General features: G+C 69.8%; 21 protein-coding genes. 7 read left to right on the top strand and 14 right to left on the bottom strand.

All coding sequences use genetic code 11. From position 1 onward, the window contains the following. The first annotated feature begins 237 nt into the window (after nucleotides 1-237). Nucleotides 238-513: a hypothetical protein gene (locus FHR38_RS25400; protein ID WP_184537016.1), complete on the top strand. Its 276-nt coding sequence runs from the start codon at nucleotides 238-240 to the stop codon at nucleotides 511-513. Nucleotides 514-643: 130 nt separating this feature from the next. Here the strand turns inward: FHR38_RS25400 and FHR38_RS25395 are convergent, their stop codons facing one another. From FHR38_RS25395 to FHR38_RS25380, 4 genes are all read right to left on the bottom strand, one after another. Beyond that, on the bottom strand, nucleotides 644-904 hold the full coding sequence (locus FHR38_RS25395) for a holin (protein WP_184537015.1): 261 nt from the start codon (nucleotides 902-904) through the stop codon (nucleotides 644-646). A gap of 82 nt (nucleotides 905-986) precedes the next feature. Beyond that, nucleotides 987-1,859: a peptidoglycan recognition protein family protein gene (locus tag FHR38_RS25390; protein ID WP_184537014.1), complete on the bottom strand. Its 873-nt coding sequence runs from the start codon at nucleotides 1,857-1,859 to the stop codon at nucleotides 987-989. Between the two features lie 170 nt (nucleotides 1,860-2,029). Then, complete coding sequence (locus tag FHR38_RS25385; RefSeq protein ID WP_184537013.1) at nucleotides 2,030-3,697, bottom strand: CocE/NonD family hydrolase; 1,668 nt, start codon at nucleotides 3,695-3,697, stop codon at nucleotides 2,030-2,032. Next, nucleotides 3,694-5,154, bottom strand: coding sequence for a VTT domain-containing protein (locus FHR38_RS25380; protein WP_184537012.1), 1,461 nt, complete (start codon nucleotides 5,152-5,154; stop codon nucleotides 3,694-3,696). Before FHR38_RS25380 ends, FHR38_RS25385 begins: the two co-directional genes overlap by 4 nt. Nucleotides 5,155-5,288: 134 nt before the next feature. On the opposite strand from FHR38_RS25380, the gene typA reads away from it, so the two are divergent. From typA to FHR38_RS25355, 5 genes are all read left to right on the top strand, one after another. Next, nucleotides 5,289-7,157: a translational GTPase TypA gene (typA, locus tag FHR38_RS25375; protein ID WP_184537011.1), complete on the top strand. Its 1,869-nt coding sequence runs from the start codon at nucleotides 5,289-5,291 to the stop codon at nucleotides 7,155-7,157. A 33-nt stretch (nucleotides 7,158-7,190) separates the two neighbouring features. Next, on the top strand, nucleotides 7,191-8,063 hold the full coding sequence (locus tag FHR38_RS25370; RefSeq protein WP_184537010.1) for a serine hydrolase: 873 nt from the start codon (nucleotides 7,191-7,193) through the stop codon (nucleotides 8,061-8,063). 119 nt (nucleotides 8,064-8,182) lie between these two features. Then, nucleotides 8,183-8,875 carry a lysoplasmalogenase gene (locus FHR38_RS25365; protein WP_184537009.1) on the top strand — a complete coding sequence of 231 codons (693 nt, stop codon included), beginning with the start codon at nucleotides 8,183-8,185 and terminating at the stop codon, nucleotides 8,873-8,875. 52 nt (nucleotides 8,876-8,927) lie between these two features. Then, nucleotides 8,928-10,025: a mandelate racemase/muconate lactonizing enzyme family protein gene (locus tag FHR38_RS25360; protein ID WP_184537008.1), complete on the top strand. Its 1,098-nt coding sequence runs from the start codon at nucleotides 8,928-8,930 to the stop codon at nucleotides 10,023-10,025. A 59-nt stretch (nucleotides 10,026-10,084) separates the two neighbouring features. After that, nucleotides 10,085-11,026 (top strand): C40 family peptidase, encoded by a 942-nt coding sequence (locus FHR38_RS25355; RefSeq protein ID WP_312882403.1) that lies wholly within the window; start codon nucleotides 10,085-10,087, stop codon nucleotides 11,024-11,026. A gap of 132 nt (nucleotides 11,027-11,158) precedes the next feature. Here FHR38_RS25355 and FHR38_RS25350 read toward each other — a convergent pair whose 3' ends face one another. After that, nucleotides 11,159-12,157 carry a TerC family protein gene (locus FHR38_RS25350; RefSeq protein ID WP_184537007.1) on the bottom strand — a complete coding sequence of 333 codons (999 nt, stop codon included), beginning with the start codon at nucleotides 12,155-12,157 and terminating at the stop codon, nucleotides 11,159-11,161. A gap of 376 nt (nucleotides 12,158-12,533) precedes the next feature. Here FHR38_RS25350 and FHR38_RS25345 point away from each other — a divergent pair, with 376 nt between their 5' ends. After that, nucleotides 12,534-12,827 carry an antibiotic biosynthesis monooxygenase family protein gene (locus tag FHR38_RS25345; protein ID WP_184537006.1) on the top strand — a complete coding sequence of 98 codons (294 nt, stop codon included), beginning with the start codon at nucleotides 12,534-12,536 and terminating at the stop codon, nucleotides 12,825-12,827. A 378-nt stretch (nucleotides 12,828-13,205) separates the two neighbouring features. Here the strand turns inward: FHR38_RS25345 and FHR38_RS25340 are convergent, their stop codons facing one another. From FHR38_RS25340 to rpsA, 9 genes are all read right to left on the bottom strand, one after another. After that, a complete protein-coding gene (locus FHR38_RS25340; RefSeq protein ID WP_184537005.1) occupies nucleotides 13,206-14,135 on the bottom strand; it encodes an STM4011 family radical SAM protein in 930 nt (309 codons plus the stop codon). After that, nucleotides 14,132-15,487, bottom strand: a complete 1,356-nt coding sequence (locus tag FHR38_RS25335; protein WP_312882402.1) for an STM4012 family radical SAM protein — start codon at nucleotides 15,485-15,487, stop codon at nucleotides 14,132-14,134. The genes FHR38_RS25340 and FHR38_RS25335 overlap by 4 nt, the downstream gene beginning before the upstream one ends. Further along, a complete protein-coding gene (locus tag FHR38_RS25330) occupies nucleotides 15,484-16,308 on the bottom strand; it encodes an STM4013/SEN3800 family hydrolase (protein ID WP_184537004.1) in 825 nt (274 codons plus the stop codon). The genes FHR38_RS25335 and FHR38_RS25330 overlap by 4 nt, the downstream gene beginning before the upstream one ends. Next, the gene (locus FHR38_RS25325; RefSeq protein WP_184537003.1) at nucleotides 16,305-17,441 is read right to left on the bottom strand and encodes an STM4014 family protein; all 1,137 of its coding nucleotides are present in this window, start codon (nucleotides 17,439-17,441) and stop codon (nucleotides 16,305-16,307) included. The genes FHR38_RS25330 and FHR38_RS25325 overlap by 4 nt, the downstream gene beginning before the upstream one ends. Then, nucleotides 17,438-18,343 carry an STM4015 family protein gene (locus tag FHR38_RS25320; RefSeq protein WP_184537002.1) on the bottom strand — a complete coding sequence of 302 codons (906 nt, stop codon included), beginning with the start codon at nucleotides 18,341-18,343 and terminating at the stop codon, nucleotides 17,438-17,440. The genes FHR38_RS25325 and FHR38_RS25320 overlap by 4 nt, the downstream gene beginning before the upstream one ends. 66 nt (nucleotides 18,344-18,409) lie before the next feature. Next, a complete protein-coding gene (locus FHR38_RS25315) occupies nucleotides 18,410-19,378 on the bottom strand; it encodes an STM4015 family protein (protein WP_184537001.1) in 969 nt (322 codons plus the stop codon). Nucleotides 19,379-19,489: 111 nt separating this feature from the next. Then, a complete protein-coding gene (gene uvrB / locus FHR38_RS25310) occupies nucleotides 19,490-21,598 on the bottom strand; it encodes an excinuclease ABC subunit UvrB (RefSeq protein WP_184537000.1) in 2,109 nt (702 codons plus the stop codon). A 496-nt stretch (nucleotides 21,599-22,094) separates the two neighbouring features. Then, nucleotides 22,095-23,195 carry a dephospho-CoA kinase gene (coaE, locus tag FHR38_RS25305; protein ID WP_184536999.1) on the bottom strand — a complete coding sequence of 367 codons (1,101 nt, stop codon included), beginning with the start codon at nucleotides 23,193-23,195 and terminating at the stop codon, nucleotides 22,095-22,097. Nucleotides 23,196-23,403: 208 nt separating this feature from the next. Next, nucleotides 23,404-24,900: a 30S ribosomal protein S1 gene (rpsA, locus tag FHR38_RS25300; RefSeq protein WP_184536998.1), complete on the bottom strand. Its 1,497-nt coding sequence runs from the start codon at nucleotides 24,898-24,900 to the stop codon at nucleotides 23,404-23,406. Nucleotides 24,901-25,130: the final 230 nt, after the last annotated feature.

The following is a 25,130-nucleotide window of genomic DNA, read 5'->3' as shown; positions in this document are numbered from 1 at the left end:
GCTGGGGCCGCGTGGGCGGGCGTTTCGTGCCACCTCCCTGCCCTGGGCCGGCAACGGCGAAACATCATCGAGAGCAGGAGATCAATTATATGGACGAACGGAACATATAGCCTGGAAACCCGGGGTTCGGCGGGCGCAGTGTCCGACCCGTTCAGCGGTCCGCGACGCCGGTGACCGGTGGCGGGTTTGCCGGACCGCCGGGACGGGGTATCGCGGGGCCCTCACGGAGGAGAAAACATGTCAGAGCCACACGTCTCGCTCGATCCGAGCGAACTCACCTCGACGCAGGAGAAGCTACGCGGCCCGTTGGAGGAGCAGCTGACCTCGGCGCTACGAGCGGCGACCGATCGGGTCCAAGCCCGGTACGCGGGCGAGCCGGTGGCGGAGGTCTGCCGTCACCTGCTCGACGAGACCCGCGCCGGGCTGCACCCGGACATCGCCGCCGGCTGGCAGCCCGACATGGCGCAGTTCTGTCAGGTCGCGGAGGCCATCGTCGACGGCACCATCCACTGAACCAGGGCGGTGGCATCCGCCACTGAACCAGACCCGTGGCAGCAGCCACCGAACCAGAACGGTGGGGCCGGCGGCTACCGGGCCGATGGCCCACGACTGGCCGGCCCGGTACGAACCGGCCAGTCGACGATCAGTCGGGTGGGCGGGGGGTGTGCCGGGCGGACCAGCCGCCGAGGAAGGTACCGACACCGGTGACGATCAGGCCGATCAGCCCGACGACCGGCAGCGGCACCTCGGGCGGCCCGTCGCCGGCGTAGAAGAGCTGGTCCACCACCCAGACGATGAACGGGGCGATCACCCCCGCCGACCCCGCGCCAGCCACGGTGGCCACCTTGACCTTGGCCTCCACCGGTGCGTTCTCGGCCACCGCTCCCACAGATGCGCTCGGCATATCCGATCCTCCTTCTCGACATGGGGCGGACGGTCGATGCGCCGCGCCGAGCCCCGGGGGACGACTTCCAGGTCGACGGCGGTCAGCCGGCGGCGAGTTTGGCGGCCAACTCCGCCGATCGCTTGCCGAAGACGGCCCGTAGGGCGGCTGCGACGGTGTCCAGGTCCTTGCCACCGAGACCGGCGAGTACCCCGTTGACGATCTGCTGCTCGTCGACCCAGTCCTTGCCGGCCATCGCCTGCTGGTTGGCCTTGACCTGAGTCAACAGCGCCTCGATGTTGTAGAAGTACTGCCGGAAGTCGGTACGGCCGCTGCCGTCGGGCTTCTGAGCCCCGCTCCACAGGATGTAGTTGATGTCGGTACAGAGCTTGAGCAGCCGCTGCTGCTCCTCGTCAGTCAGTGCGGACATGACGCTCTCCTTCGTGGACTGGGTTTCGGCGACGTCCCGCCGAAACTGGTCCATGTCGAAACTCGGATCGGTCTTGCTGCTGGCGTGCCCGTAACCGCCGGGCTGGTGTTCCTTGTGGCCGCCGACACCCCAACCGGTGTGCCGGCGGATGGCGGCCACGCCCCGTACGTAGGACTGGTACTGCGTCGCGGTCCATGGCTCGCCGAGCGCGTGTTGGGCCTCGATGCCGAGCAGCCGGGTGTTACCGGAGCCCTTGAACGGACCGGCCCAGCCGACCCGTACGTGGTTGCACCGGCCCGATGCGACGACATGCCAGTCGCCGGTGCGGGACAGATACAGTTGGGCGATCGGTGGTGGCGCGGTCTTCGACCCGTGCAGCAGGACGTTGATCTCACCGGAGTCGGTGGAGTTCCGAGAGCCACGGGTCTCGTGGCAGATGATGCCGATCGGGTCGAACTCCGTCGATCCTCTGTTCCGCCAGCCATCGACCTCGTGCACGGTCAGGCCAGCGTTCCGTAGTACCTCGGGGAGCCAGAGCAGTCGCATGGTCAGCCCTCCAGAATCGGGGCCGGTACGCACGGCGGCACCGCGCGTCGGGGCGTGTCAGGCGGCCGGCGAACCGACCGACAATCTCGTACACAGCGCCAGGCGATACACGAACCGTAACTATGCCCAGAAGCAAAAGTCCAGGTCAGAGATGTGCCAACCTCGATTGACTACGAGTGGTAGTGGACTGGTAGGAACACTGCGGACGGGTGCGCCGGGTCGTGCAGGACCTCCCGGTAGCCGGCCCGCAGCGCTACCGCCGTACCGAGTGGCTCCCCGGTGCCGGGGTTGCGGGCGTACCGGGGATGCGCCCCGCCGCAGACCTGAAGCCGGAGTCGGTGCCCGCGGGCGAACCGGTACGCCACCGGCCACATCGACACCGGCACCCGCACCACGTCACCCTCGGCCGGAAACCGGTCCGGGCTCACCCGGACCAGACCGTCGCAGACGTTCCACGACCGACCCCGCCGATCCACCTCGCACAGGCGCAGGAACACGTCCAGATACGACAGTGCGCTGCGCAGGTGCACCTCGGCGGTCACCGGGCCGATCACCTCCAACGGCTCGGCCAGCGGGGCGCTGGTGTAGGTGAGCACGTCCGGGCGGCGCTCCACCGGCCGGTTGTCGACCCGCCCGGCCCGCTGCGCCACCAGCAGCGGGCCACCGAGCGACGGCGTCGGGTCGCTCGGGTCGTACCAGAATCCGTCCGCTCTGGACGGACGTGGCGCGCGGGTGGCGAGCCCGCCGCCGGGGTGCAGATGCCAGGCGGTACGCGCCGCCGGGGGTGGCCACGCCGGCAGGTCGCGCCAGCCACCGCCGGCACCACCGACGTGGATGCGTACCGGCGCGGCGCGTAGCCCACTGTGCTCGCCGGCCAGGTGTGCCCGCAGCCAGAGCAACCCCTCCCGCACCGACGCGCCGAGCAGCCGTGGCCCGCCGTGGGTCCACGGCCCGATGGTCAGGTACGGCCGCCCGCCCGCCGCCCGCAGCGCCGCGTAGTCGGCCAGTTGGGCGGGAAGGAAGATGTCGTGCCAACCGGTCACCATCGCCACCGGGGCGCGTACCCGGTCGAGGTGCGCATCGAAGACCCGGGACTGCCAGTAGTTGGCCCCGGGCGTGTGGTGGCGCAGCCACTCCTGGAAGAACCGGATGGTGCCGCCGGTGGCGATCCGGTCGGCCTCGGCCAACGGCAGGTGGGCCAGGCCGGCCAGCAAACGGGGCTGGCCCCGTTTGAGTTCGAGCTGCCGGGCCAGCCACGACACGGTCTGCGCCTCGATCAGCTCGGCCCAGGTGAGCACGGTGTCCAGGGAGAACGCGCCACCCGCGTAGGTGGAGTCCCGGGTCGCCGCGGTGGTCACCACCGCCACCATGGCCCGCAGGTCGTCGCCGACGTGCGCGGCCACCGCCCACTGGGTGAACCCCTGGTAACTCGCCCCGAACATGCCGAACCGGCCGGCGTACCAGGGTTGCCGCCGTAACCAGTCGACGGTGTCCAGCCCGTCGGCGCGCTCGTGCGCCAGTGGCTCGAAGGTGCCGCCGGAGCCGAACGTGCCCCGGCAGGACTGCACCACCACGTGGAAACCGTGCGCGGCGAAGAGCCGGGCGAGCAGCCGGATCGGCCCGCCCCGCCCGTACGGGGTGCGGATCAGGACGGTCGGCGCGGCCGGCAGGTCGGGGGCGTCATGGGTCGGCAGGTCGGGGGCGTAGTGGTCGGTGAGCAGCGGCACACCGTCCCGGACCCGGACCCGGATGTTCCGGGTCACCGTCACCCGCTGGGTACGGGCCCGGGGTAACCGCAGCAGCCGCCCGGCGACCCCCACCACCAGCCGAGTGATCACCGTTGGACCTGACGGAGGTCGACGTCGGGACGGGCGGGGCCGTCGTCCCCGCCGACGGCCCGGTCCCGGGTCGCCCAGGCGACCATGAACACGGCTGTCCAAAGCACCCCGAGCAGCACCGAGGTGACCGTCTCACTGGCCGAACTCCAGCCGAGGTAGAGCCGGGCCCCGCTGATGGTCACCACCCCGACCGTGGCGACGGTCCACACCGCCACGGCGACCGGCCAGTGGGCCCGCCGGGTCAGCAGCCAGGCCAACGTGCAGAGACTGGCGGTGACCACGGCGTTCTGGGTGGGGAAGAGCGTCACCGGGGACGACACTCCGGCGGATGGCGGCTCGCTCGGCGTCGTCCCATCCGGCGTGGCGGCCAGGTCGGATGGGGGAGGCAGATCCGGCTGGGCCAGGTCGGCCACGACGGCGAGCAACACCAACGGCACGAACGCCCCGACCGTACCCACCACGCTGACCAGGTCACCGCGCCAGGCCCGGGTACGCCAGCCGAGCACCACCGCGACCAGGGCCACCACGACGATCAGGAACGGGCCGCGCAGCACGCTGATCACGTCTACCGTGACATCGACCACGCCCTCGGTCCGCCGACCGGCGAACCAACCGGCTACCGCGCCGTCGACCACCGACAGTCCGCTGTGCCGCACCACCACACCGAGCAGCCAGGCCAGGGTCAGCCCGATCGCGAACAACAGGGCCAGGCCGGCAACCAGGTTGATCAGCAACGCCCAGCCGGGACCGATCCGCATGGAGAGCAGGAAGAACAGCACCCCGTAACGGCGGGTGACCCAGCGCAGCGGGGGCAACCCACCGGCCCGGGCCAGCAGCGCCCGTACCGGATCGGGGTTACGCCCCAACCACCGACCGACCAGCGCGATCACCACGATCGTGGCGATCAGCCCCAGCACCGCCCCGGTCGCGTCCCCCAGGACCCGGGACACCGTCTCGTAGGAGCCCCCGGCCAGATAGCCGGCCAGCACCGAGCCCCCGACCCAGGTCACCACGCCGGCCAGGTTCCACAGCACGAACCGCCGGTACGGCATGCCAGCCCCGCCAGCCAGCCGGGGCACCAGGGTCCGGGCGAAGGCCACCCACCGGGCACCGAACACCCCACGTCCACCCAGCCGTTCCAGCATCGCGTCCGCCCGTCGCCAGCGGGCCTCGCCGATGCGGACCCCCCAGCCGCTGGCGCGCAGCCGGGGGCCATGACGACGGCCGCTACGGAACGCCAACGCGTCCCCGGCCGCTGCCGCGACGACCGTCACGATCAGTACCGGGGCCAGCCGCAGCGTGCCGGTGTAGGCGAGGAAGCCGACCAGCAGCAGGGTGGCCTCCCCCGGCAGCAACAACCCGACGATCACGGCGGTCTCGGCCATGACGACGATCGCGGCGAGCAGATAGACGACCGGGGCCGGTAGCTCCCGCAACAGCGTCAACAGGTCATGCACGTCGATCTCCCGGCCACGTTGGCCAGCATGCCACCCGCCAGCGACGTCCAGACACCGATTGGCACGAAGTCCCGGGACACGCAGAGTGACCCCCCGATTGGCAGCGACGACGGGGCACCCGGGAGGATAGGGACATGCAGACCCGCGCCGACCTTCGTAACGTCGCCATTATCGCCCACGTCGACCACGGCAAGACAACCCTGGTCGACGCCATGCTGCGACAGGCCGGCGCGTTCAGCGCCCGCGCCGAGATGGCCGACCGGGTGATGGACTCCATGGACCTGGAACGGGAAAAGGGCATCACCATCCTGGCCAAGAACACCGGCGTGCGCTACGTGCCGGCGGACGGCTCCGACCCGGTCACCATCAACATCATCGACACCCCCGGTCACGCCGACTTCGGCGGCGAGGTGGAACGCGGCCTGACCATGGTCGACGGCGTGGTGCTGCTGGTCGACTCCAGCGAGGGCCCGCTGCCGCAGACCCGGTTCGTGCTGCGCAAGGCGCTGCGGGCCCGGCTGCCCATCATCCTCGTCATCAACAAGGTGGACCGGCCGGACGCCCGGATCAAGGAAGTCGTCGACGACACCTACGAACTCTTCCTCGACCTCGACGCCGACGAGGAGCAGATCGACTTCCCGATCATCTACGCCTGCGCCCGGGACGGCATCGCCTCGCTGACCCAGCCCGCCGACGGCACCATCCCCGAGGACAGCACCTCGCTCGAACCGCTGTTCCGCACCCTGCTGGGGACCATCCCGCCGCCGGCCTACGACGAGACCCACCCGCTACAGGCACACGTCACCAACCTCGACGCCTCCCCGTTCCTCGGCCGGCTCGCCCTGTGCCGGGTCCGGCAGGGCACCATCCGCAAGGGCGAGACGGTGGCCTGGTGCCGTACCGACGGCACCACCCAACGAGTCCGCATCTCCGAGCTGCTGATGACCGAGGGGCTGGAGCGCAAGCCCGCCGAGAGCGCCGGCCCGGGCGACATCATCGCCGTCGCCGGTATCCCCGACATCATGATCGGCGAGACCCTGGCCGACGCGGAGAACCCCGTCCCGCTGCCGCTGATCACCGTCGACGAGCCGGCCATCTCGATGACCATCGGCACCAACACCTCGCCGCTGGTCGGCCGGGTCAAGGGCGCCAAGGTCACCGCCCGCATGGTCAAGGACCGCCTCGACAAGGAGCTGATCGGAAACGTCTCCCTGCGGGTCCTGCCCACCGAGCGCCCCGACGCCTGGGAGGTGCAGGGTCGCGGTGAACTGGCCCTGGCCATCCTGGTCGAGCAGATGCGCCGCGAGTCCTACGAGCTGACCGTCGGCAAGCCCCAGGTGGTGACCCGGGAAATCGACGGAAAGACCTGCGAGCCGGTAGAACGCCTCACCATCGACTCGCCGGAGGAGTACCTCGGCGCGATCACCCAGTTGCTCGCCACCCGCAAGGGCCGGATGGAGCAGTTGGTCAACCACGGCACCGGCTGGATCCGGATGGAGTGGCTCGTGCCGGCCCGCGGCCTGATCGGCTTCCGTACCGAGTTCCTGACCGACACCCGGGGCACCGGCATCCTGCACCACGTCTTCGAGTCCTACGAGCCGTGGTTCGGCGAGCTGCGTACCCGCAACAACGGCTCGCTGGTGGCCGACCGGTCCGGCGTGGTCACCCCGTTCGCGATGATGAACCTCCAGGAACGCGGCACGCTCTTCGTCGAGCCCACCACCGAGGTCTACGAGGGCATGATCGTCGGGGAGAACTCCCGCTCCGACGACATGGACGTCAACATCACCAAGGAGAAGAAGCTCACCAACATGCGCTCCTCCACCAGCGACGAGACGGAGAAGCTGATCCCGCCGCGCAAGCTCTCCCTGGAGCAGGCGCTGGAGTTCTGCCGCGAGGACGAATGCGTCGAGGTGACCCCGGTCGCCGTCCGGATTCGCAAGGTCATCCTCGACCAGACCACGCGCGGCCGGGCCGCCGCCCGCCGCAAGCACACCAACTGAGCGACGCTTCGAAGATCGGCTACGGTCGGCGTCATGATCTGGAATGATCTCGACGCCGACCTGGCCGGCACCCCCGGCACGATCTCCGTGTACGTGGGCCGGCTGGACACCGCACCGACCTACACCCGGCTGCCCGACGCCACCCACTATGCCGCCAGCACCATGAAGGTGGCGGTACTCGCCGCCCTGTACCGGGCCGCCGAGGCCGGCGAACTGGACCTGGACACCCGGGTGCCGGTCCGCAACGACTTCGCGTCGGCGGTGCCCGACACCCCCCGGTTCGGTTGTGACCGCAACGACGACAACGACGAACCGGTCTGGGACCGGCTCGACGGTACCGCCACCCTCCGCTGGCTGGCCAGCCGCATGATCGTCAAGTCCAGCAACCTGGCCACCAACATCGTCCTGGCCCACGTCGGCCTCCCCGCCGTCGCCGACGTCTGGGCCCGGGCCAACACCCGACACAGCGTCACCGGCCGGGGCATCGAGGACTTCGCCGCCCGCCAGGCCGGAATCACCAACCTGGTCACCGCCGCCGACCTGGCCGCCCTACTCGGTGCCATCGCCCGAGGTGCCGACACCCCCGGACCGATCGCCGCCCCCGCCACCTGCTCGGCCATGCTCGACGTGCTGTTCGCCCAGGAACACCGCGACGACCTGGCCCTCGGCCTACCGCCGGAGACCCGCATCGCCCACAAGGGCGGCTGGGTGCCCGGCGTACGCCACGGCGCCGGCATCGTCTTCCCCGACGACGCACCGCCGTACGCGATCGTCGTCTGCACCACCACCGACCTCGCCGACGGCGGCCCGACCGGCGAAAGCGCGGACGACGCGGCCTGCCGCCTGATCGCCCGGATCTCGGCGCTGGCCTGGACTGCCCGGCACGACCTGGCCCCGGTCGGATGACCACCCCGAGGGTTACCACCAGGTAGCCGCGGGCGGTGACCCGGGGTACGCTCCGCGCAATCCGCTGGGCCGACCGACGGCCGGCCCAGCGGTTCCGCCCCGTCGCAGGAGATCCCCCGATGCTGCGTAGCCGCGCCATCCTCATCGTGTTCGCCCTGGTGTCGGCCGTGAACCTGATCGCGGTGGGAATCCGGAACGACGCCCTGGAATGGGCAACCAAACCGCTGCTGATGCCGTTGCTCGGGATCTGGCTGTGGCTCGCCACCCGGGAAAGGAACGGCCGGCCGAGCCGACTCGTGCTGACCGGTCTGGCCCTCTCCACCGGCGGGGACATCGCCCTGCTCTCCCCCGGCACCGGCTGGTTCCTGACCGGCATGTCGCTCTTCCTCGGAGCGCAACTCTGCTACCTCACCGCATTCCTACGGGCCCCAGCCCGCTCCGGACCCGGTCGAGCCAGCACGGCCCTGCGCCGCCCGCCGCTGGTCGCCGTCCCCCTCGGGTACGCCGTCCTGGGTACCGCCGCGCTCGCCTGGCTGTGGCCCGGCCTGACCGAACAGGGTGTGGCGATACCGGTCACGGTGTACGCGACCGCGCTGGCCAGCATGGCCACCAGCGCGGCGGCGCTCGGCTGGCGGATGGGCCTCGGTGGAGCGTTCTTCCTCGTCTCCGACCTGATGATCGCGGTCGGGGTGGCCGACGCCGCCACCCTGCCCGGCCCGCCCATCTGGGTGATGACCACCTACCTGATCGCGCAGACCCTGCTGATGACCGGTTGGGCGGCCCGCCCGACCCGCCGCCCCGCCACCGCCTGACCTCCGGCTTCGGCCTGGCGGGACGTCGATCAACTACCGGTAGGGTGCGCTGATGACGATCGCCTCGGTACGCACCCACCACCTGTCCGCCCCCTTACACACTCCGTTCGTCACGGCGCTCCGGCGGACCACGACGGTGGAGACGCTGGCGGTGGAGATCACTGACAGCGACGGCCGGTCGGGGTTCGGCGAGGCACCGCAGGTCTGGCAGGTGACCGGCGCGTCGGTGGGCGGGGCGGACGCCTGCGTCACCGAGATGCTCGGTCCGCTGCTGGTCGGCCGCGACCCCGACGACCTGGTGGCCCGGTGCGACGAGGTACGACGTGCGGTGGCCGGCAACGAGGCGGCCAAGGCGGCCGTCGACATCGCCCTGCACGACCTGGCCGCGCGGCGGCTCGGCGTACCCCTGGTACGGCTGCTCGGCGGCACCAGCAGGCGGGTGCCCACGGACGTGACGTTGGCGGCGGGCGACGCCGTCGACCTGGCCGCGAAGGCACAGCAGCGGACCAGCGAGGGGTTCACCGTACTGAAACTCAAGGTGGGTGCCGATCCGGCCGGGGACCTGGCCCGGGTACGCGCCGTCCGGGCGGCGATCGGTGCCGAGCCGAAGATCCGGCTCGACGCCAACCAGGGCTGGACGCCCCGCGAGGCGGTACGCATCATCCGGGGTATCGAGGAGGCGGGACTCGACGTCGAGCTGGTCGAGCAGCCGGTGCCGCATTGGGACATCGAGGGACTGGCCTGGGTCACCGACCGGGTGGATATCCCGATCCTGGCCGACGAGTCGGTCCTGGGCGTCCGTGACCTGGTCGAGGTGATCCGCCGCCGGGCCGCCGACATGGTCAACGTGAAGCTGGCCAAGTGTGGCGGGCTGGGGCCGGCCCGCACCCTGCTGGAGCTGGCCACCGCACACGGCCTGGGCACCATCGTCGGTTCGATGATGGAGAGCCAGATCGGGGTGGGAGCGGCGGCGAGCCTGGTGGCGGCCTACGGCACCAGCGCCGTCTCCGACCTGGACGCCGCCTGGTGGATCGCCAGTTCTCCGGTTCAGGGTGGGATGCGCTACGACGGGGCGACGGTGGTCCTGCCGGACAGTCCCGGACTGGGAATCACCGGCCTGCCTGAAAAGAACATTCGGGTTAACGGTTGAGACCTGGCGTTAATTTTCATACCGTCGACAGACAGGTTAGCGACGGGGAGGAAGCTTCGGTGCCGAACGACGCGAGGGCCGCAGTGCCACAGGTGGGCCGGGAAGCCCTTGTCCGGGCCAGCGTCGCGACACTGTGGACCCGACCGGAGGCCGTACGGTCGATCGACGGACCGGTAACCGGCATCCGTCCGGACGTACCCGGCTGGATCGCCGCGATGGACCCCGACCAACGGGTCGGCGACTGCGTGCTGAGTCAACTGCTACTCGGTGAACGGGTGCACGTCGAGGAGATCCGGCCCGACGGCTGGGCCCGGGTGGTCGCCGCCGAACAATCCGCCGACCGTCTGGACCCCCGCGGCTACCCGGGCTGGCTGCCGCTCGAGCAACTCACCACCCACGACCCGACCCCCGCCGACTACGCGGCGCTGGTGGTCGACGCCGACGCCACCGGCCTGCACGCCGCACCCGACGGCGACCTGCTCCTCGACAACGCCATCCTGGGTACCCGGCTCGCCTCGGCCGGGGCACCCCGGCAGGGCTGGCAACCGGTGCACGTATCCGGTCACGACCAACCCCTCTGGGGCAGGGCGGAGCATCTCGTGCCGGTGCCGTCCCAGCCGTCCGTCGCCACCGACATGCTCGCCGTGGCCAGCCGCATGATGGGCGTCCCCTACGTCTGGGGCGGGTTGTCCCCGTACGGCGTCGACTGTTCCGGGCTGGTCACCCTGGCCTACCGCCGGCTCGGCGTACGACTGCCGCGGGACGCCCGCGACCAGGCCCAGTCGACCACCGCCCTACCGGATGGTGCCGAGCGGCCCGGGGATCTGTACTTCTTCGCCCGGCCGGGCCGGCCGATCCACCACATCGGGGTGGTCACCGCCGCTCCCGGTGCCGATGGTGAGCGGCGCATGCTGCACGCCTGCTACCGACAGCGGCGGGTGCTGGAGGAGGCGCTGCCGGCCGACCGGGTCGCGACTCTGGTCGGGGCGCACCGGGTCTGATCCACCGCCCCTGATCGTCGTTCTCCGGCCGCGCCGCTGGTCCGCGCGTCTGCGGTAGCGCCCATACATACGAACGGTGTCCCCGGCCGAATCATCCGGCCGAGGACACCGTGGGTCAGTGCGAGACCTGGGTCAGGAACTGATCCCGGCAGCCTCGCGTCGTCGGTCCCGGGACGACTTGATGAGGCTGGCGATGGTGGCAACCCCCAGAGCACCGAGGATCACGGTCAGGGAGAGCCAGATCGGGATGTGCGGTGCCCAGGTCACGTTCTCGCCACCGTTGATGAACGGCAGGCTGTTGTCGGCCAACGCCTCCAGCACCAGCTTGACCCCGATGAAACCGAGCACCGCCGCGAGTCCGATGTTGAGGTAGACCAGCCGGTCGAGCAGCCCGCCGAGCAGGAAGTACAGCTGCCGCAGCCCCATCAGCGCGAAGACGTTGGCGGTGAAGACGAGGTACGGCTCCTCGGTGATGCCGAAGATCGCCGGGATCGAGTCGAGGGCGAAGATGAGGTCGGTCGTACCGATCGCGATCATGACGACCAGCATCGGGGTGAAGACCCGCCGGCCGTTCTCGTGGGTGGTCAGCCGGGCACCGTCGAAGGTGCGGGACAGCGGCAACGCCCGCCGGCTCCACCGGATGAGCAGGTTCTCCTTGAAGTCGTCCTCATCCGGCTCGCCCTGACGGAGGAAGTTGATCGCCGTGTAGACCAGGAACGCGCCGAAGATGTAGAACACCCAGGAGAACTTGGAGATCAGGGCGGCTCCGGCCGCGATGAAGCCACCACGCATGACCAGGGCCAGCACGATGCCGACCAGCAGCACCTTCTGCTGGTACACCCGAGGCACCGCGAACCGCCCCATGATGATCACGAAGACGAAGAGGTTGTCCACCGACAGGCTGTATTCGGTAAGCCAACCGGTGTAGAACTCCCCGGCCAGCGTCCCGCCCGAAGTGACCCAGATGCCGGCTCCGAACAGCAGGGCGAGACCGACGTAGAAGGCGACCCAGAGGCTCGATTCGCGAATGCTGGGCTCGTGCGGCCGACGGCCAATGATCAATAGGTCGACGAGCAGCACTGCCGTCAGGACGACAAGGGTAACGACCCACACCCATACGGACACGTTCAACGGACTCCTCCGGCAGACACGTGACATCACGTGCACGGACGCATACGAGAACGCAGGCCGCACCGGTGATGCCAAAAAGGGGTGACTGTCGGAGGTCTCTTCCGCCACCGTGCCACGGACGCAAAGCCGTGTCGCCGGCGACCAACGACGCCGGGTCTTGGGCCGTTCGAGTGACGGCTGCAACCGTGTTGACGACATCGCTGCGAGGGAATACTCCCCTCCTCGGGCGCCATTGTTCACCATCGGCACCCGCTTTCGCACATCGACCTCGGGAGTGCCGTGACGGAGCACACTCGCTAGGGCATCCTAGGAGGCTAGATATCTATCGGTGGCCCTGACGGCAAGCCGCTCGCCGCGCCATGCGACGCTGCCGACCATGGTGCTTGAAGTCGCTCTCATCGACGTGGTCCCTGGGCAGGAGGAGGCGTTCGCCTCGGCGTACGCCAAGGGGCACGAGGTACTCGCCGGCACTCCGGGCTGCCGATCGGTACGGATGACCCGGGGCATCGAGTCCCCCACCCGGTTCGTCCTGATCGTGGAGTGGGACTCGGTCGCGGCCCATGAGCAGAACTTCCGGGCCACCGAACGGTTCACCACCTGGCGCAGCCTGATCGGGCCCTACTTCGCCGGGCCACCGGTGGTCGAACACTTCACCGACGTACCCGCCTGAGCCTCGGGCCGACCCGGCCGGAGCCTCCGGATCGGCCCGTCAGCGGCCGGAGCCCGGCCAACGGGCCCGGCCAACGGCGCCACGAAAGTGTCGTACCGTCGGGTTAGCCTCCCGACGTCCGTCACGCCCTGCCACCCTCCCGCTGGGAGATCAGCCCAACTGGGAGATCAGCCCAACTGGGAGATCAGCCCCACCGGAAACTTGGCCATCTGAAGAGTTGGCCAGGGCTGGAAGCTTGGCCAGGGCTGGGAGTGCCCGCGCCCGGGTCCTCCCATCCGCCGGACCCGGCGGGTTCGGGGCTGCCGGGCCCGGCGGATGACGGGGTCCAGGCGAATCTTCAGCCAACGTGCCCCGGTCAGCCAGCCGACGTGCCCCCGGTCAACGCAGTGCGCCTGGCGGCACCCCCCAGTCCGGCGCGGTCACCGGCCGCCGATCCAACGGTGCGACGGCTCGATTGGCAGTGGACACGGCCGGGATGCGTTCGAGTACCCCGCCGGCGAAGACGTCGTAGAGCGGCAACGTCTCCAGATGCACGTAGCCGATGTGGCAGTCACAGATTGGCAGTGGACACGGCCGGGGGCGAAGCGCCGTCCGGTACGAACCGTCGTAGAGGTTTCCCAGCGGCTCGACGACGAAGTGACACCGACGGACGCCACCGTCACCCTGTACGGAGATGACCGTGTCCCCGGTACGGCAACCCCGCCCGCCGGAGAGATGCGGTCGGACGGAGTAGCCGAAGAGCGGATCGACGGCTGCCCAGTCGGCCTCCTCGGCGCCGCTGTAGTGGTGCCCCTCGGCGGCGTTGACCCACAGGTAGACCTCCTCAGGCAGGGCTTCCCGAAGGGCGCGGGCCTCGTCGAGGTGGGCCGGCAGGCCGACCACACCAACCGAGAACCGCACGCCGGACCCGCGCAGGGTGGCGCAGCTACGCAGGAAGGTCGACCGCGACACCTGGTCGGGGTGGTACGTCGCCCAGAGCGCGACGGTACGGCGATCCGCCTCGGCCAGCCAGTCCAGCCGGCAGGCGAGGTTGGTCTGGATCGCCACCCGCTCGACGTGGTCGAGTCGGGAGAGCGTCACCAGGGCGTTCCGGTACCACGACCGGGTCAGCCCCTCCCCCCAGGGCGTGAAGAGCACGGAAAGTTGGTCTCCGTCCGGGTTACGGACCACCCAGTCGACGAATCGCGCCAGGTCCGCCCGGTCGGCCCGCAACTGGTCCGGGCTGTCCCGGCGCTTGGCGAACGGGCAGTAGGCGCAGTCGTAGTTGCAACTGGCCAGCGGCCCCCGGTAGAGGATGGACAGGTTCACCGGAGTGCGTATTCCGTCATCGCGACGCGGACCGGGCCGGAGACCAGCCACGGTCCGATCGCGTCGGAGCGTTCCACCCCGGCGTCGGTCAGCGCGATCCGCTCACCATCAGCGCTCAGCCACCCCCGGTCGGCGAGCGCCGTCAGGGCCGGAAAGTCGTCGCGCACCCCGGTGCCGAACCGGTCCGAATAGGCTGCTGGAGTGAAGCCCTCGGTGCGTAGCAGTGACTTGACCAGCCACCGCCGGCGTTGTTCCACCGGGTCGAGCCGGAAGCCGACCTCGGCCAGGTCGAAGTCCTCGACCGGGCGACGCAGGTAGTCGTCGATGATCGCCCGTACCTGACCGATGCCGACCGCGTAGTCGAACGAGTAGTGCAGGTCGGTGGTGTAGGAGCGGGCACCGCAACCCAACCCCACCATGCCATCGGACTGGCAGCAGTACCCCGGGCCGTCCGTGCCGGACCGGTCACCGGACAACTCGGCGGGCAGATCGGCCCGCCGGAAGTGGCGCATCGACAACTGCCGGTAGCCGGCCGCCCGGAGGGTGTCCCGCCCCTGCCGGTAGAGCGCCAGCCGCTGTTCGTCCCAGGCCTGGTCCGCCAGGTCACTGCGTTCGCGGCGGCCGAGACCGGTGAGCGGCCGGACGTAGAGCGGATAGAGGAACAACTCCTCGGGACGCCAGGAAAGTGCCGCAGCCAGTGACTGGGCCCAGGTCCGCGCGGTCTGCCCGGCGATGCCGTAGATCAGGTCGAGGTTCAACTCGGGGACCGCGTGCGCCCGAATGGTAGCCAGGGCCCGTTCCACCTCCGGACGCCGTTGCGGGCGGCCGGCGGCCCGCGCCTCGGCGTCCAGGAAGCTCTGTACTCCGATGCTGACCCGCTTGGTGCCCCGCTCGGCGAGCACCCCGATCCGGTCGGCGGTGGCGGTGGCCGGTGAGGTCTCCACTGCCATCGGTACCGCGCCGGGACGGGCACCGAACTCCGCCACCAGGTCGAACATTGTGGACAGCTCGGTGGCGGTCAGGTAGGTCGGGGTGCCGCCGCCGATGGCGATCCGGGCGACGTCGGTGCCGGTCGGCAGCGAGTCCCGTACCCGGGTCGCCTGCCGACGCAGCTGATCAAGGTAGGCGGTCACCTGCTCTGCGGGTGGGTTGGCTCGGGTGAACAGATTGCAGAACCCACACCGCATCTCGCAGAACGGCAGATGCAGATAGAGGAAGAGGGCATCGGTACGCTCGCCAGCCCAGACGTCGCGCAAGGCGGGGCGGGGCACCAACGGCCGGTATGCCGTCTTGTGCGGGTACGCGTAGAGATACCCCTGGTACGGCGACCCCGTCAGCATCTCGTCGGTCACGGCCAGTCCCCCAGCTTGTCCCAGTCGCCCGGCTCGATGACGAAGTGGGCGTACGGCACCGTCCACACCACCTCGTGGCCGAACCGGTGCCCAGTGTGGCCGTCCTCGCCGTACGCCGTGCCGTGGTCGGCGCAGAGCACCACCAGGCAGGGGCGGTCCCGGCTGGTGGCCAACGCGAAGAGCCGGCCGATGTGCCGGTCCACGTATTCCAGTGCGGCGGCATGGCTGGCTCGGCTGTCCTGCTCCGCGCCGGGCAGGTAGTGCCGGTTCGGTTGATGCATCGCGGCGACGTTGACGAACAGGAACAGCGGTCGGTCAGCCGGGGCCGCCGGCACGACAGTCGCGATGCGGTCGAGTTGCGCCTCGAAGCAGTCCGGGGCGGTCACCCCGAACGCGGGCTCCCAGTGTGCCTCGGCGAAGAGGCCGGGTAGCACCGCGCCCAGTGGTGAGTGCGGGTTGAAGAAGCCCACCCCGCCGACGCAGACGGTGTGGTAGCCCGCCTTGGCCAACGCGGTCACCACATCGGGTGCCTCGAAGACCCAGGTCTCCTCGGTGGTGCTCTCGCTGCCGGGGAAGGCCGCGGCGAAAAGCCGGGGATGCGGCCCTGGTCCGGTGGGCGTGGGCAGGAAACCGGCGAAGAACGCCTGGTGGGCGGCGTAGGTGAAGCTCGCCGGGCTGTGTCGACGCTGCCAGGTCCCGCCGGGCAGGGCCCGGGCCAGATTCGGGGTACGTCCGGCTGCGCCCAACTCGGCGGCCACGTCGTAGCGCAACGTGTCGAGGGTGACGAAGAGCAGATCGTGACTGCCGATCAGATCCTTCATCTGCCCCTCCCGGCGAGGAAACCCGTCTGCCAGCGGTCGAACCGGCCGGTACGCCACGCGTGCAGCGCGGCGGCGTAGGTGTCCCGACCCGCGCCGTCCAACAGGTGCGGCAGCAGATCGCCGAAGGCGTTCACCTCGGCCACGCTGTTACGCCGCCAGTCGGTTCCGATGAGCAGGTCGACCCCGGCGTGCAGGCTACCGGGGAAGCAGGCGGCGGCCCGCACGCAGGTACGCATGGCGGCCGCCCAACCGGCCTCGCCCAGCCGCGCACGCACGGCGGCCAGGTCACCCCGGGCGTTGCCCAGGTGCAGGTTGGTCAGTGGACCCCGGCCGGCCCGGACCACCACGTGACCGGGTTCGCCGGCGACTACCAGTACCCGCAGGTCGAACACCTGCCCGGCCAGCCCCGCCTTGGGAAACCAGCGTTCGACGTGCAGCCCGTCCGGGGCCAGCCGGTCCACGATCGCGGCCACCTCCCGCTCGTCGCGGTAGGTGCGCACCCGTAGCGAGTTGAACAGCCGTCCGTCGTCGGCCAACTCCACCGAGGTGGTCGCCGATACCCGGGTCGGGGTCGGCCCGGTAGATGCACCCTGGCTGATCCGCAGGGCGAGCACTCCCGATGCCGACGACCCGTGCGCGGGCTTGACGAAGACCTGGGGCCAGCCCGCGTCGCGCAGTGCGGACCGCAGCTCACCGTAGTCGTGAACGGGACCGGGCAACGCGGGGGGCACGGGCACCCCGGCCTCGGTCAACCGGGCGTGGCAGGCGCGCTTGTCGAACATGATCGCGATGTCGGCTGGGGCGTTGAGCAGGGTCGCCCCGGCGACGTCCACCGCATCGGTGAGCCGGCCGAGAGCGCTGCGCAGGCCGACGTACCAGGCGGCCATCCCGACGATCTCGCCGTGTTCGGCGGGCCGGTCGGCACCGCGCAGTAACCGGTCCACCTCGGCGTCCTCACCGGGCGAGTCGACCCGTACGACGGCACCGGCCGGTAGGTGGACGGGGCCGGTGGCCAGCCTGCGCCAGGGCAGCACCTCGACGGCCAGACCGGCCCGCGCGGCGGCGGCCCGGAACAGGGTGACCCGCCGGTTGTCGGGGTTGCCGACCACCACCAGCGGCGATTCGATGTTCACTCGGAGACTGCCACGTACCGCCGGTCGTTGTCGGCCGCCTGGTGGTCGGAGAGGTCGACCTCGACCCCGGCCAACTCGGCGGTCAGTCGGTCGGCCAGTTCCCGGTTGACGTAGTGGTGGTGCAGGTCGAGCCGGCGCAGATGGGTCAGTGGCTGCCCGGCCAGCAAGGCCGCCACCCCCTTGTCGCTCAGGATGCCCAACGACAGGTCCACTGTGTCCAGTTGAGCCACCACCGGGGCGGTGGCCAGCGTCGCCGCCACCTCGTCGGCGATCTCCGCATCCCGCAGCCCGAGGTAGCGCACCGCCGGCAGCCGGGTGCCGGCCAGAATCGGGGCGAGGTCGTCAACGGTGGTGTCGCCGCCGTACTCGTCGGTGCCGAGCCACAACTCCAGGTGGGTCAGCGCCGGCAGGTCGCACGCGGCGACCGCACGGACCACCGACGCCGGCAGGCCACCGGACTCGAACGCCAACTCGCGCAAGGCGGCGTGCCGCACCGGAGCCAGGGCCAGCCCGTTCGTGCCCCGCACCCGCAGCACCTCCAGGTCCGGGTAGGCCGCCAGCAGTGGGGTGATGTCTTCCTGCTCAATCCAGGAGATCTCGCACTCCTCGAACGTCATCTCGCCGAGGAACACCGCCCGCAACCCGGTCAGGCGGGACGCGAGACCAACCAGCTGTTCGACCGACAAGGGCGCGTCCCACGCACAGATGATCAGGGCCCGGACGTCGGCCGGGTCGACCACCGTCGGGAGATGTTCGACCTGTTCGGGGATCATCTCGCTGAGGTCGTGGTCTTCGGTGATCCGCCAGGCCACCCCGCTCGGGTCGGCCGGCGGTTCCATGTCCGGCACGAAGTCGACCACGGGCAGACCAGCGAACTCGGTGATGTGCTCGTTGATGGTCATCGGGGATCTCCTGGACGATGAAAGGGCACCGGGAGCGGCCAACGTAACAGGCCGATCCGACACGGCTCACTCGCTGACGGCCACGTAACGATCGCCGTCCTCGTCGGGCTCCTGGGGGTCTGACAGGTCGACCTCCACGCCGGACAGCGCGGCGCTCAACTGCTCGACCATCTCCTCGCCGAGATAGTGATGATGCAGGTCGAGCCGGCGCAGATGGGTCAACGGCTGCCCGGCCAGCAGCGCCGCCGCCCCCTCGTCGGAGAGGGTGCCCAGTGACAGGTTGATGATGTCGAGCTGGGCGACCACCGGCGCGGCAGCCAGCGCCGCCGCCACCTCGTCGGCGATCTCCGCGTCCCGCAGCCCGAGATAGCGCAGCTCCGGCAGCCGGTTACCGGCCAGGATCGGGGCCAGGTCGTCAACGGTGGCGTCACCGCCGTAATCATCGGTGCCGAGCCACAACTCCAGAACCTCCAACGCGGGCAGGTCACACTCGCCGACGCCCCGCACCACGCTGCCCGGGAGCCCACCAGACTCGATCACCAGCTCCCGCAGCGCGGTATGGCGTACCGGGTCGAGACGAAGTACCCCAGGCTCATCAGCCTGTTGTGGGTCCGCGCCGCGCACCCACAACACCTCCAGATCCGGGTACGCCGCCAGCAACGGCGTGATGTCCCCCTGCCGAATCCAGGAGATCTCGCAATCCTCGGAGGTGATATCGCCGAGGAACAGCGCCCGCAGCCCGGTCAGCCGGGACGCCGCCGCGCAGAGCTGTTCGATCGGTGCGGTGTTGGAGGCGGCGTAACCCCACGACCCGATCACCAGCGCGGTGACCGTGGCCGGGTCGACAGTCCCGAGGAAGCTCTCGAACACCCGCTGGAAGGTCGGCGACAGCTGGGCCTCCCAGTCAGGATCGTCCTCCCCCCAGGCCTCGACCCGCCAGGCGACTGAGGCGGGGGTCTCGGGCAACTCCGCGCCCTCCTCGAACTGGAAGCAGGGCAGTCCGGCGAACTCGGCGACATGTTCACTGATGGTCATCGTGGCGTCTCCTGAGAACGGTGGCGAGGGGGCGACACCGTACCAACCCCCGGCGACATCTCCGCTGAGCACTTTCCTAACGCCACGCCACGCCACACCGCGCTGCGGGGGCTACTTCACGCCGGCCGCGTCCATCCCGCGTAGTTCCTTCTTCAACTCGGCGACCTCGTCCCGGATCCGGGCCGCCACCTCGAACTGCAACTCACGGGCGGCGGCCAACATCTGGTCACTGAGTTCCTGGATGAGCTGGGCCAGGTCGGCACGGGCCATCCCCTCTCGGGACGGACCGGCAGCCACCCGGCCCCGGCTACGCGTCTCGGCGACCGGCGCCTTGCCTCGGGACAACTGGCGTGCGGCACCGCCGACCCGGGTCATCCCGTCGGTGTCCTCCGCCTCGCGGTAGATGTCGTCCAGGATGTCGTGGATCTTCTTCCGCAGCGGCTCGGGGCTGATCCCGTTGGCCTCGTTGTGCGCGACCTGCTTGGCCCGTCGCCGGTTGGTCTCGTCGATCGCGTCCCGCATCGACGGCGTCATCTTGTCGGCGTACATGTGCACCTGACCCGACACGTTACGGGCGGCCCGGCCGATGGTCTGGATCAGCGACCGGGCGCTACGCAGGAAGCCCTCCTTGTCGGCGTCGAGGATCGCCACCAGCGACACCTCGGGCAGGTCGAGGCCCTCCCGCAGCAGGTTGATGCCGACCAGTACGTCGTAGTCGCCCTTACGCAGCTCGCGCAGCAACTCCACGCGGCGCAACGTGTCGACTTCGGAGTGCAGGTAGCGCACCCGGATGCCGTGCTCCAGGAAGTAGTCGGACAGGTCCTCGGCCATCTTCTTGGTCAGCGTGGTGACCAGCACGCGCTCGTCCCGCTCGGTACGTAGCTTGATCTCGTGCATCAGGTCGTCGATCTGCCCCTTGGTGGGCTTGACGATCACCTCGGGGTCGACCAGACCGGTCGGTCGGATGACCTGCTCGACGAACTCACCACCGGCCTGCTCCAACTCCCACGGCCCCGGAGTGGCCGAGAGGAAGACCATCTGGCCGACCCGGTCGAGGAACTCGTCGAAGCGCAGCGGCCGGTTGTCGGCGGCGCTGGGCAGCCGGAACCCGTGGTCGATCAGCATTCGCTTACGCGACGCGTCGCCCTCGAACATCCCACCGATCTGCGGAATGGTCACGTGCGACTCGTCGACCACGGTGAGGAAGTCGTCCGGGAAGTAGTCGATCAGACAGTGCGGCGGGCTGCCCGGCCCACGACCGTCGATGTGCATCGAGTAGTTCTCGATACCGGAGCAGAAACCGACCTGACGCATCATCTCGATGTCGTAGGTGGTCCGCATCCGCAGCCGCTGTGCCTCCAGCAGTTTGCCCTGCCGGTCCAGCTCGGCCAGACGCTCGGCCAACTCGGCCTCGATACCGGCGATCGCCCGTTCCATCCGTTCCGGCCCCGCCGCGTAGTGCGTCGACGGGAAGATCAGCAGGTGCTCGACCTCCCGGACCACCTCGCCGGTGAGCGGGTGCAGGTAGAAGAGCTTCTCCACCTCGTCGCCGAAGAACTCGATCCGCAGCGCCAGCTCCTCGTACGCCGGAATGATCTCCAGCGTGTCGCCACGGACCCGGAACGTCCCTCGGTTGAAGGCCATGTCGTTACGGGTGTACTGGATGTCGACCAGCCGGCGCAGCAGCTTGTCCCGCTCGATCTCCTGCCCGACCTTGACCCGCACCGCGCGGTCGAGATATTCCTCCGGGGTGCCCAGGCCGTAGATCGCCGACACCGTCGCCACCACGATCACGTCCCGGCGGGTCAGCAGGGACATCGTCGTCGAGTGCCGCAGCCGCTCCACCTCCTCGTTGATCGAGGAGTCCTTCTCGATGTAGGTGTCGGTCTGCGGAATGTACGCCTCGGGCTGGTAGTAGTCGTAGTAGGAGACGAAGTACTCGACCGCGTTGTGCGGCATCAGCTCGCTGAACTCCTTGGCGAGCTGGGCACAGAGGGTCTTGTTCGGCGCGAGGACCAGGGTCGGTCGCTGGAGCCGCTCCACCAGCCAGGCGGTGGTCGCGCTCTTGCCCGTCCCGGTGGCACCGAGCAACACCGAATGACGATCACCACGCCGCACCCGACGCTCAAGGTCAGCGATTGCCGCCGGCTGGTCACCGGCGGGCTGGAACTCGCTGATGACCTGGAAGCGGCCATCGAGCCGCGGGATGTCTAGCGCCATGACCTCAACGGTACGCCGCAGCTGTGACACCGGACCTCGGAGACCGTACGTGCTCAATCAACTTCGATATGTCGATTGTGTGGCAAAGATCACCAGGCTACGGTGCTAGGGTAGGCCGCTCGCGGCGGCCGTCCGGATCGCGACCCCACATCAGTATCGATGGTCGCGACCGGCGCAAAGGGTTGCAGCCCCGGCACTCGGCCGGCGTGCGCACCGGACGCGGTCGCGCGGAACGCGCAGACCGGCCGCCGCGAGCGCCTTACCTCCACCGTCGTGCTGCTGCGGTCAGGCCGGTGACCACTGCTGAACCGCACGGGCAGCCCTCGGCACGATAGCTGCGGCTGGGCTACCCGCCGGAACCGGGACTCCCCCGGGGAGCTGCTCTGGCCCCAGGTTCCGCCGCCCTGCGGCGGCCCGCTCCGGGATCGCGGCGAGCAGATTGTCGTGCCTGCTGCGCGGTTCCCACCACGTCGCTACGGTCACCTGGTCGGCATCGTCATCCCACGACTCCCCCGGATGGTTCCCAGCCGGTTTCCACCGCCCACTGCTCGGCCGATCGGATCTGCTCGTCGTACGCCGACGTCGCCGACCACCGCTGCGGGTCGTCCCGCAGGTAGTCCCGTAGCAACAGGGCCGCTCGCCAGTTGGGCAAGCCGATCGGGCCAAGCCTCAGGTCGACCGGGCGGGCCGGGTCGGCACCGCCATGTCGGCGTTCCGCCCCGGTCGCCGACGACACCGGCGGGAACCCCGCATCGGCCAGTTGGCCGGCGAGCAGGCCCAGGTCGGCGTCAGCGGCTACACCCACCCGGATCTCGATGACGTCCACCGACGGCAGCCCCGCCACCGAGGCTGGGCCGACCTGGTCGATCCGTTGTACGGCGGGGCCCAGCGCGTGCCCGATCCGGGCGGCGAGCCGGGCGAACTGCGCCGGCCAGGTCGGATCCGCTGTGGACCCACCGTCGGTGGGAGGCATGGGAGCCACCCGACGCTCGCGCACGTTGCGCTCGTACGGCACCAGCCGGCCCTGCCACAGCGCGTCCACCGCCGCGTGCAACTCGTCCAGTCTCCCGTTGTTGGTCAGCAGGGCGTCAGCAGCGGCCCGCCGCAACGCGTCGCTGGTCTGGGCGCGAATCCGCTGGTACGCCTCCTCGGCGCTCATGCCCCGATCCCGGACCAATCGGTCAATCCGGATGGACTGCTCCGTCTCCACCACGATCACCAGGTGGTACGTGGCGGCGAGCCCCACCTCGACCAGCAGCGGTACGTCGTTGACGACGATCGCGTCCGGAGGTGCCTCGGCCACGAGTTGGGCGGTCCGGGCGCGTACCCGAGGATGGGTGATCGCCTCCAACCGGGCGCGCGCCGCGTGGTCACCGAAGACCACCACACCGAGGGCTGCCCGGTCCAGGCTTCCGTCGTCCTGAAGCACTCCGGAACCGAAGGTGGTGGCGATCTCGCGTAGGCCCTCCGTACCGGGAGCGACCACCTCGCGGGCGATCCGGTCGGCGTCGATGATCACCGCCCCGAGCTGCGCCAGCCGCCGCGCGACGACGCTCTTTCCCGATCCGATCCCGCCGGTGAGTCCGATCTTCAGCACCTGCCCAGTCAACCCGGTACCGTCCCATTCCGCCAAGATCTCCCAGGAACGCGTGGCCAGGACTCCGCACCGATCTCCCGGACGGAACCGGAGAAACATGGCGGCCGGAACCGGAGCGACGGAGCAGGGAACGGACGAAGCGCAGATGGCGGAGGCCCGCCCCGCGACCGGTGTACCGGTCGCGGGGCGGGCCTCCGCGGTGAGCTGACTACTTGCCGCCGGCAAGCTTCTCGCGCAGTGCGGCGAGCGCCTCGTCGGTGGCCAGGGTGCCGGCCGGCTCCTCGGCCTGACGGGCCGGGGCCGGGGTCGACGAGGTCGCCCCGCCACCGGCGCCAGCACCGGCCGGAGCCGGGTTGGCCGCAGCCTCGGCGTCGGCCGCCCGGGAGGTCTGCACCTGCTTGGTGTGGGCCTCCCAGCGGGTGCGCGCCTCGGCGTACTGCTGCTCCCAGGTCTCCCGCTGCTTCTCGAAGCCTTCGAGCCACTCCCCGGTCTCCGGGTCGAAGCCCTCCGGGTAGATGTAGTTGCCCTCGGCGTCGTACGTCGCGGCCATGCCGTAGAGGGTCGGGTCGAAGTGCTCCTCGCCCTCGACGAAGCCCTCGTTGGCCTGCTTGAGCGAGAGCGAGATCCGCCGACGCTCCAGGTCGATGTCGATGACCTTGACCATGACGTCCGAGCCGACCTGGACGACCTGCTCCGGGATCTCCACGTGGCGCTCGGCCAGCTCGGAGATGTGCACCAGGCCCTCGATGCCGTCGTCGACGCGCACGAACGCACCGAACGGAACCAGCTTGGTGACCTTACCCGGAACGATCTGCTGGATCGCGTGGGTGCGGGCGAACTGACGCCACGGGTCCTCCTGGGTCGCCTTCAGCGACAGCGAGACCCGCTCGCGGTCCAGGTCGACGTCCAGGACCTCGACCTCGACCTCCTGGCCGACCTCGACAACCTCGGACGGGTGGTCGATGTGCTTCCAGGACAGCTCGGAGACGTGCACCAGGCCGTCCACGCCGCCCAGGTCGACGAAGGCGCCGAAGTTGACGATCGAGGACACGACGCCCTTGCGGACCTGGCCCTTCTGGAGCTTGTTGAGGAACTCGGTGCGCACCTCGGACTGGGTCTGCTCCAGCCAGGCCCGGCGGGACAGGACCACGTTGTTGCGGTTCTTGTCCAGCTCGATGATCTTGGCCTCGAGCTCACGCCCCACGTACGGCTGCAGGTCGCGGACCCGGCGCATCTCCACCAGGGAGGCGGGCAGGAAGCCACGCAGCCCGATGTCGAGGATGAGGCCACCCTTGACCACCTCGATGACCGAGCCGCGGACGACACCGTCCTCGTCCTTGATCTTCTCGATGGTGCCCCAGGCGCGCTCGTACTGAGCCCGCTTCTTCGAGAGGATCAGGCGACCTTCCTTGTCCTCCTTCTGGAGAACCAGGGCCTCGATGTGGTCACCGACCGACACAACCTCGGCGGGGTCTACGTCGTGCTTGATCGACAACTCGCGCGAGGGGATGACACCCTCGGTCTTGTAGCCGATGTCGAGCAGGACCTCGTCCCGATCGACCTTGACGACGGTGCCTTCGACAATGTCGCCGTCGTTGAAGTACTTGATGGTCTCGTCGATCGCGGCGAGGAAAGCCTCCTCGGAACCGAGATCGTCGTGGGTGACCCGGGTGGCGCTCGAGGAGGCCTCGATGCTGCTCGTCATGTGGGCGGTTGCTCCGGTCGGATGGTGTGTCACAGCTGGCTTGTGTCGCAGTGACCTGTTTGCGCCCAGCGGATCCGCCGCAAACACACCTGTCGATCGCCAGTGAAGACCATCGCGCCACTGAACGACCATGGGTGTGTCCGTCGACCGCGGACCTGCTCCCTGCCGAGGCACGCGATCCGCGAGCGCATCGAACAGCTTACCGTGCGCATTACCACAGCATGCAAGCC

Source organism: Micromonospora polyrhachis, from assembly GCF_014203835.1.
In the GTDB taxonomy this organism is placed as follows: Bacteria; Actinomycetota; Actinomycetes; order Mycobacteriales; family Micromonosporaceae; genus Micromonospora_H; species Micromonospora_H polyrhachis.
This window is presented reverse-complemented; position numbering and strand designations above follow the sequence as displayed.

What these genes read in the sequence shown, in the direction of transcription:
- FHR38_RS25400 (WP_184537016.1), top strand. Translation starts at nt 238, where the DNA reads ATGTCAGAGCCACACGTCTCGCTCGATCCGAGCGAACTCACCTCGACG.
- FHR38_RS25395 (WP_184537015.1), bottom strand. Translation starts at nt 904, where the DNA reads ATGCCGAGCGCATCTGTGGGAGCGGTGGCCGAGAACGCACCGGTGGAG.
- FHR38_RS25390 (WP_184537014.1), bottom strand. Translation starts at nt 1,859, where the DNA reads ATGCGACTGCTCTGGCTCCCCGAGGTACTACGGAACGCTGGCCTGACC.
- typA (WP_184537011.1), top strand. Translation starts at nt 5,289, where the DNA reads ATGCAGACCCGCGCCGACCTTCGTAACGTCGCCATTATCGCCCACGTC.
- FHR38_RS25370 (WP_184537010.1), top strand. Translation starts at nt 7,191, where the DNA reads ATGATCTGGAATGATCTCGACGCCGACCTGGCCGGCACCCCCGGCACG.
- FHR38_RS25365 (WP_184537009.1), top strand. Translation starts at nt 8,183, where the DNA reads ATGCTGCGTAGCCGCGCCATCCTCATCGTGTTCGCCCTGGTGTCGGCC.
- FHR38_RS25360 (WP_184537008.1), top strand. Translation starts at nt 8,928, where the DNA reads ATGACGATCGCCTCGGTACGCACCCACCACCTGTCCGCCCCCTTACAC.
- FHR38_RS25345 (WP_184537006.1), top strand. Translation starts at nt 12,534, where the DNA reads ATGGTGCTTGAAGTCGCTCTCATCGACGTGGTCCCTGGGCAGGAGGAG.
- FHR38_RS25330 (WP_184537004.1), bottom strand. Translation starts at nt 16,308, where the DNA reads ATGAAGGATCTGATCGGCAGTCACGATCTGCTCTTCGTCACCCTCGAC.
- FHR38_RS25320 (WP_184537002.1), bottom strand. Translation starts at nt 18,343, where the DNA reads ATGACCATCAACGAGCACATCACCGAGTTCGCTGGTCTGCCCGTGGTC.
- FHR38_RS25315 (WP_184537001.1), bottom strand. Translation starts at nt 19,378, where the DNA reads ATGACCATCAGTGAACATGTCGCCGAGTTCGCCGGACTGCCCTGCTTC.
- uvrB (WP_184537000.1), bottom strand. Translation starts at nt 21,598, where the DNA reads ATGGCGCTAGACATCCCGCGGCTCGATGGCCGCTTCCAGGTCATCAGC.
- rpsA (WP_184536998.1), bottom strand. Translation starts at nt 24,900, where the DNA reads ATGACGAGCAGCATCGAGGCCTCCTCGAGCGCCACCCGGGTCACCCAC.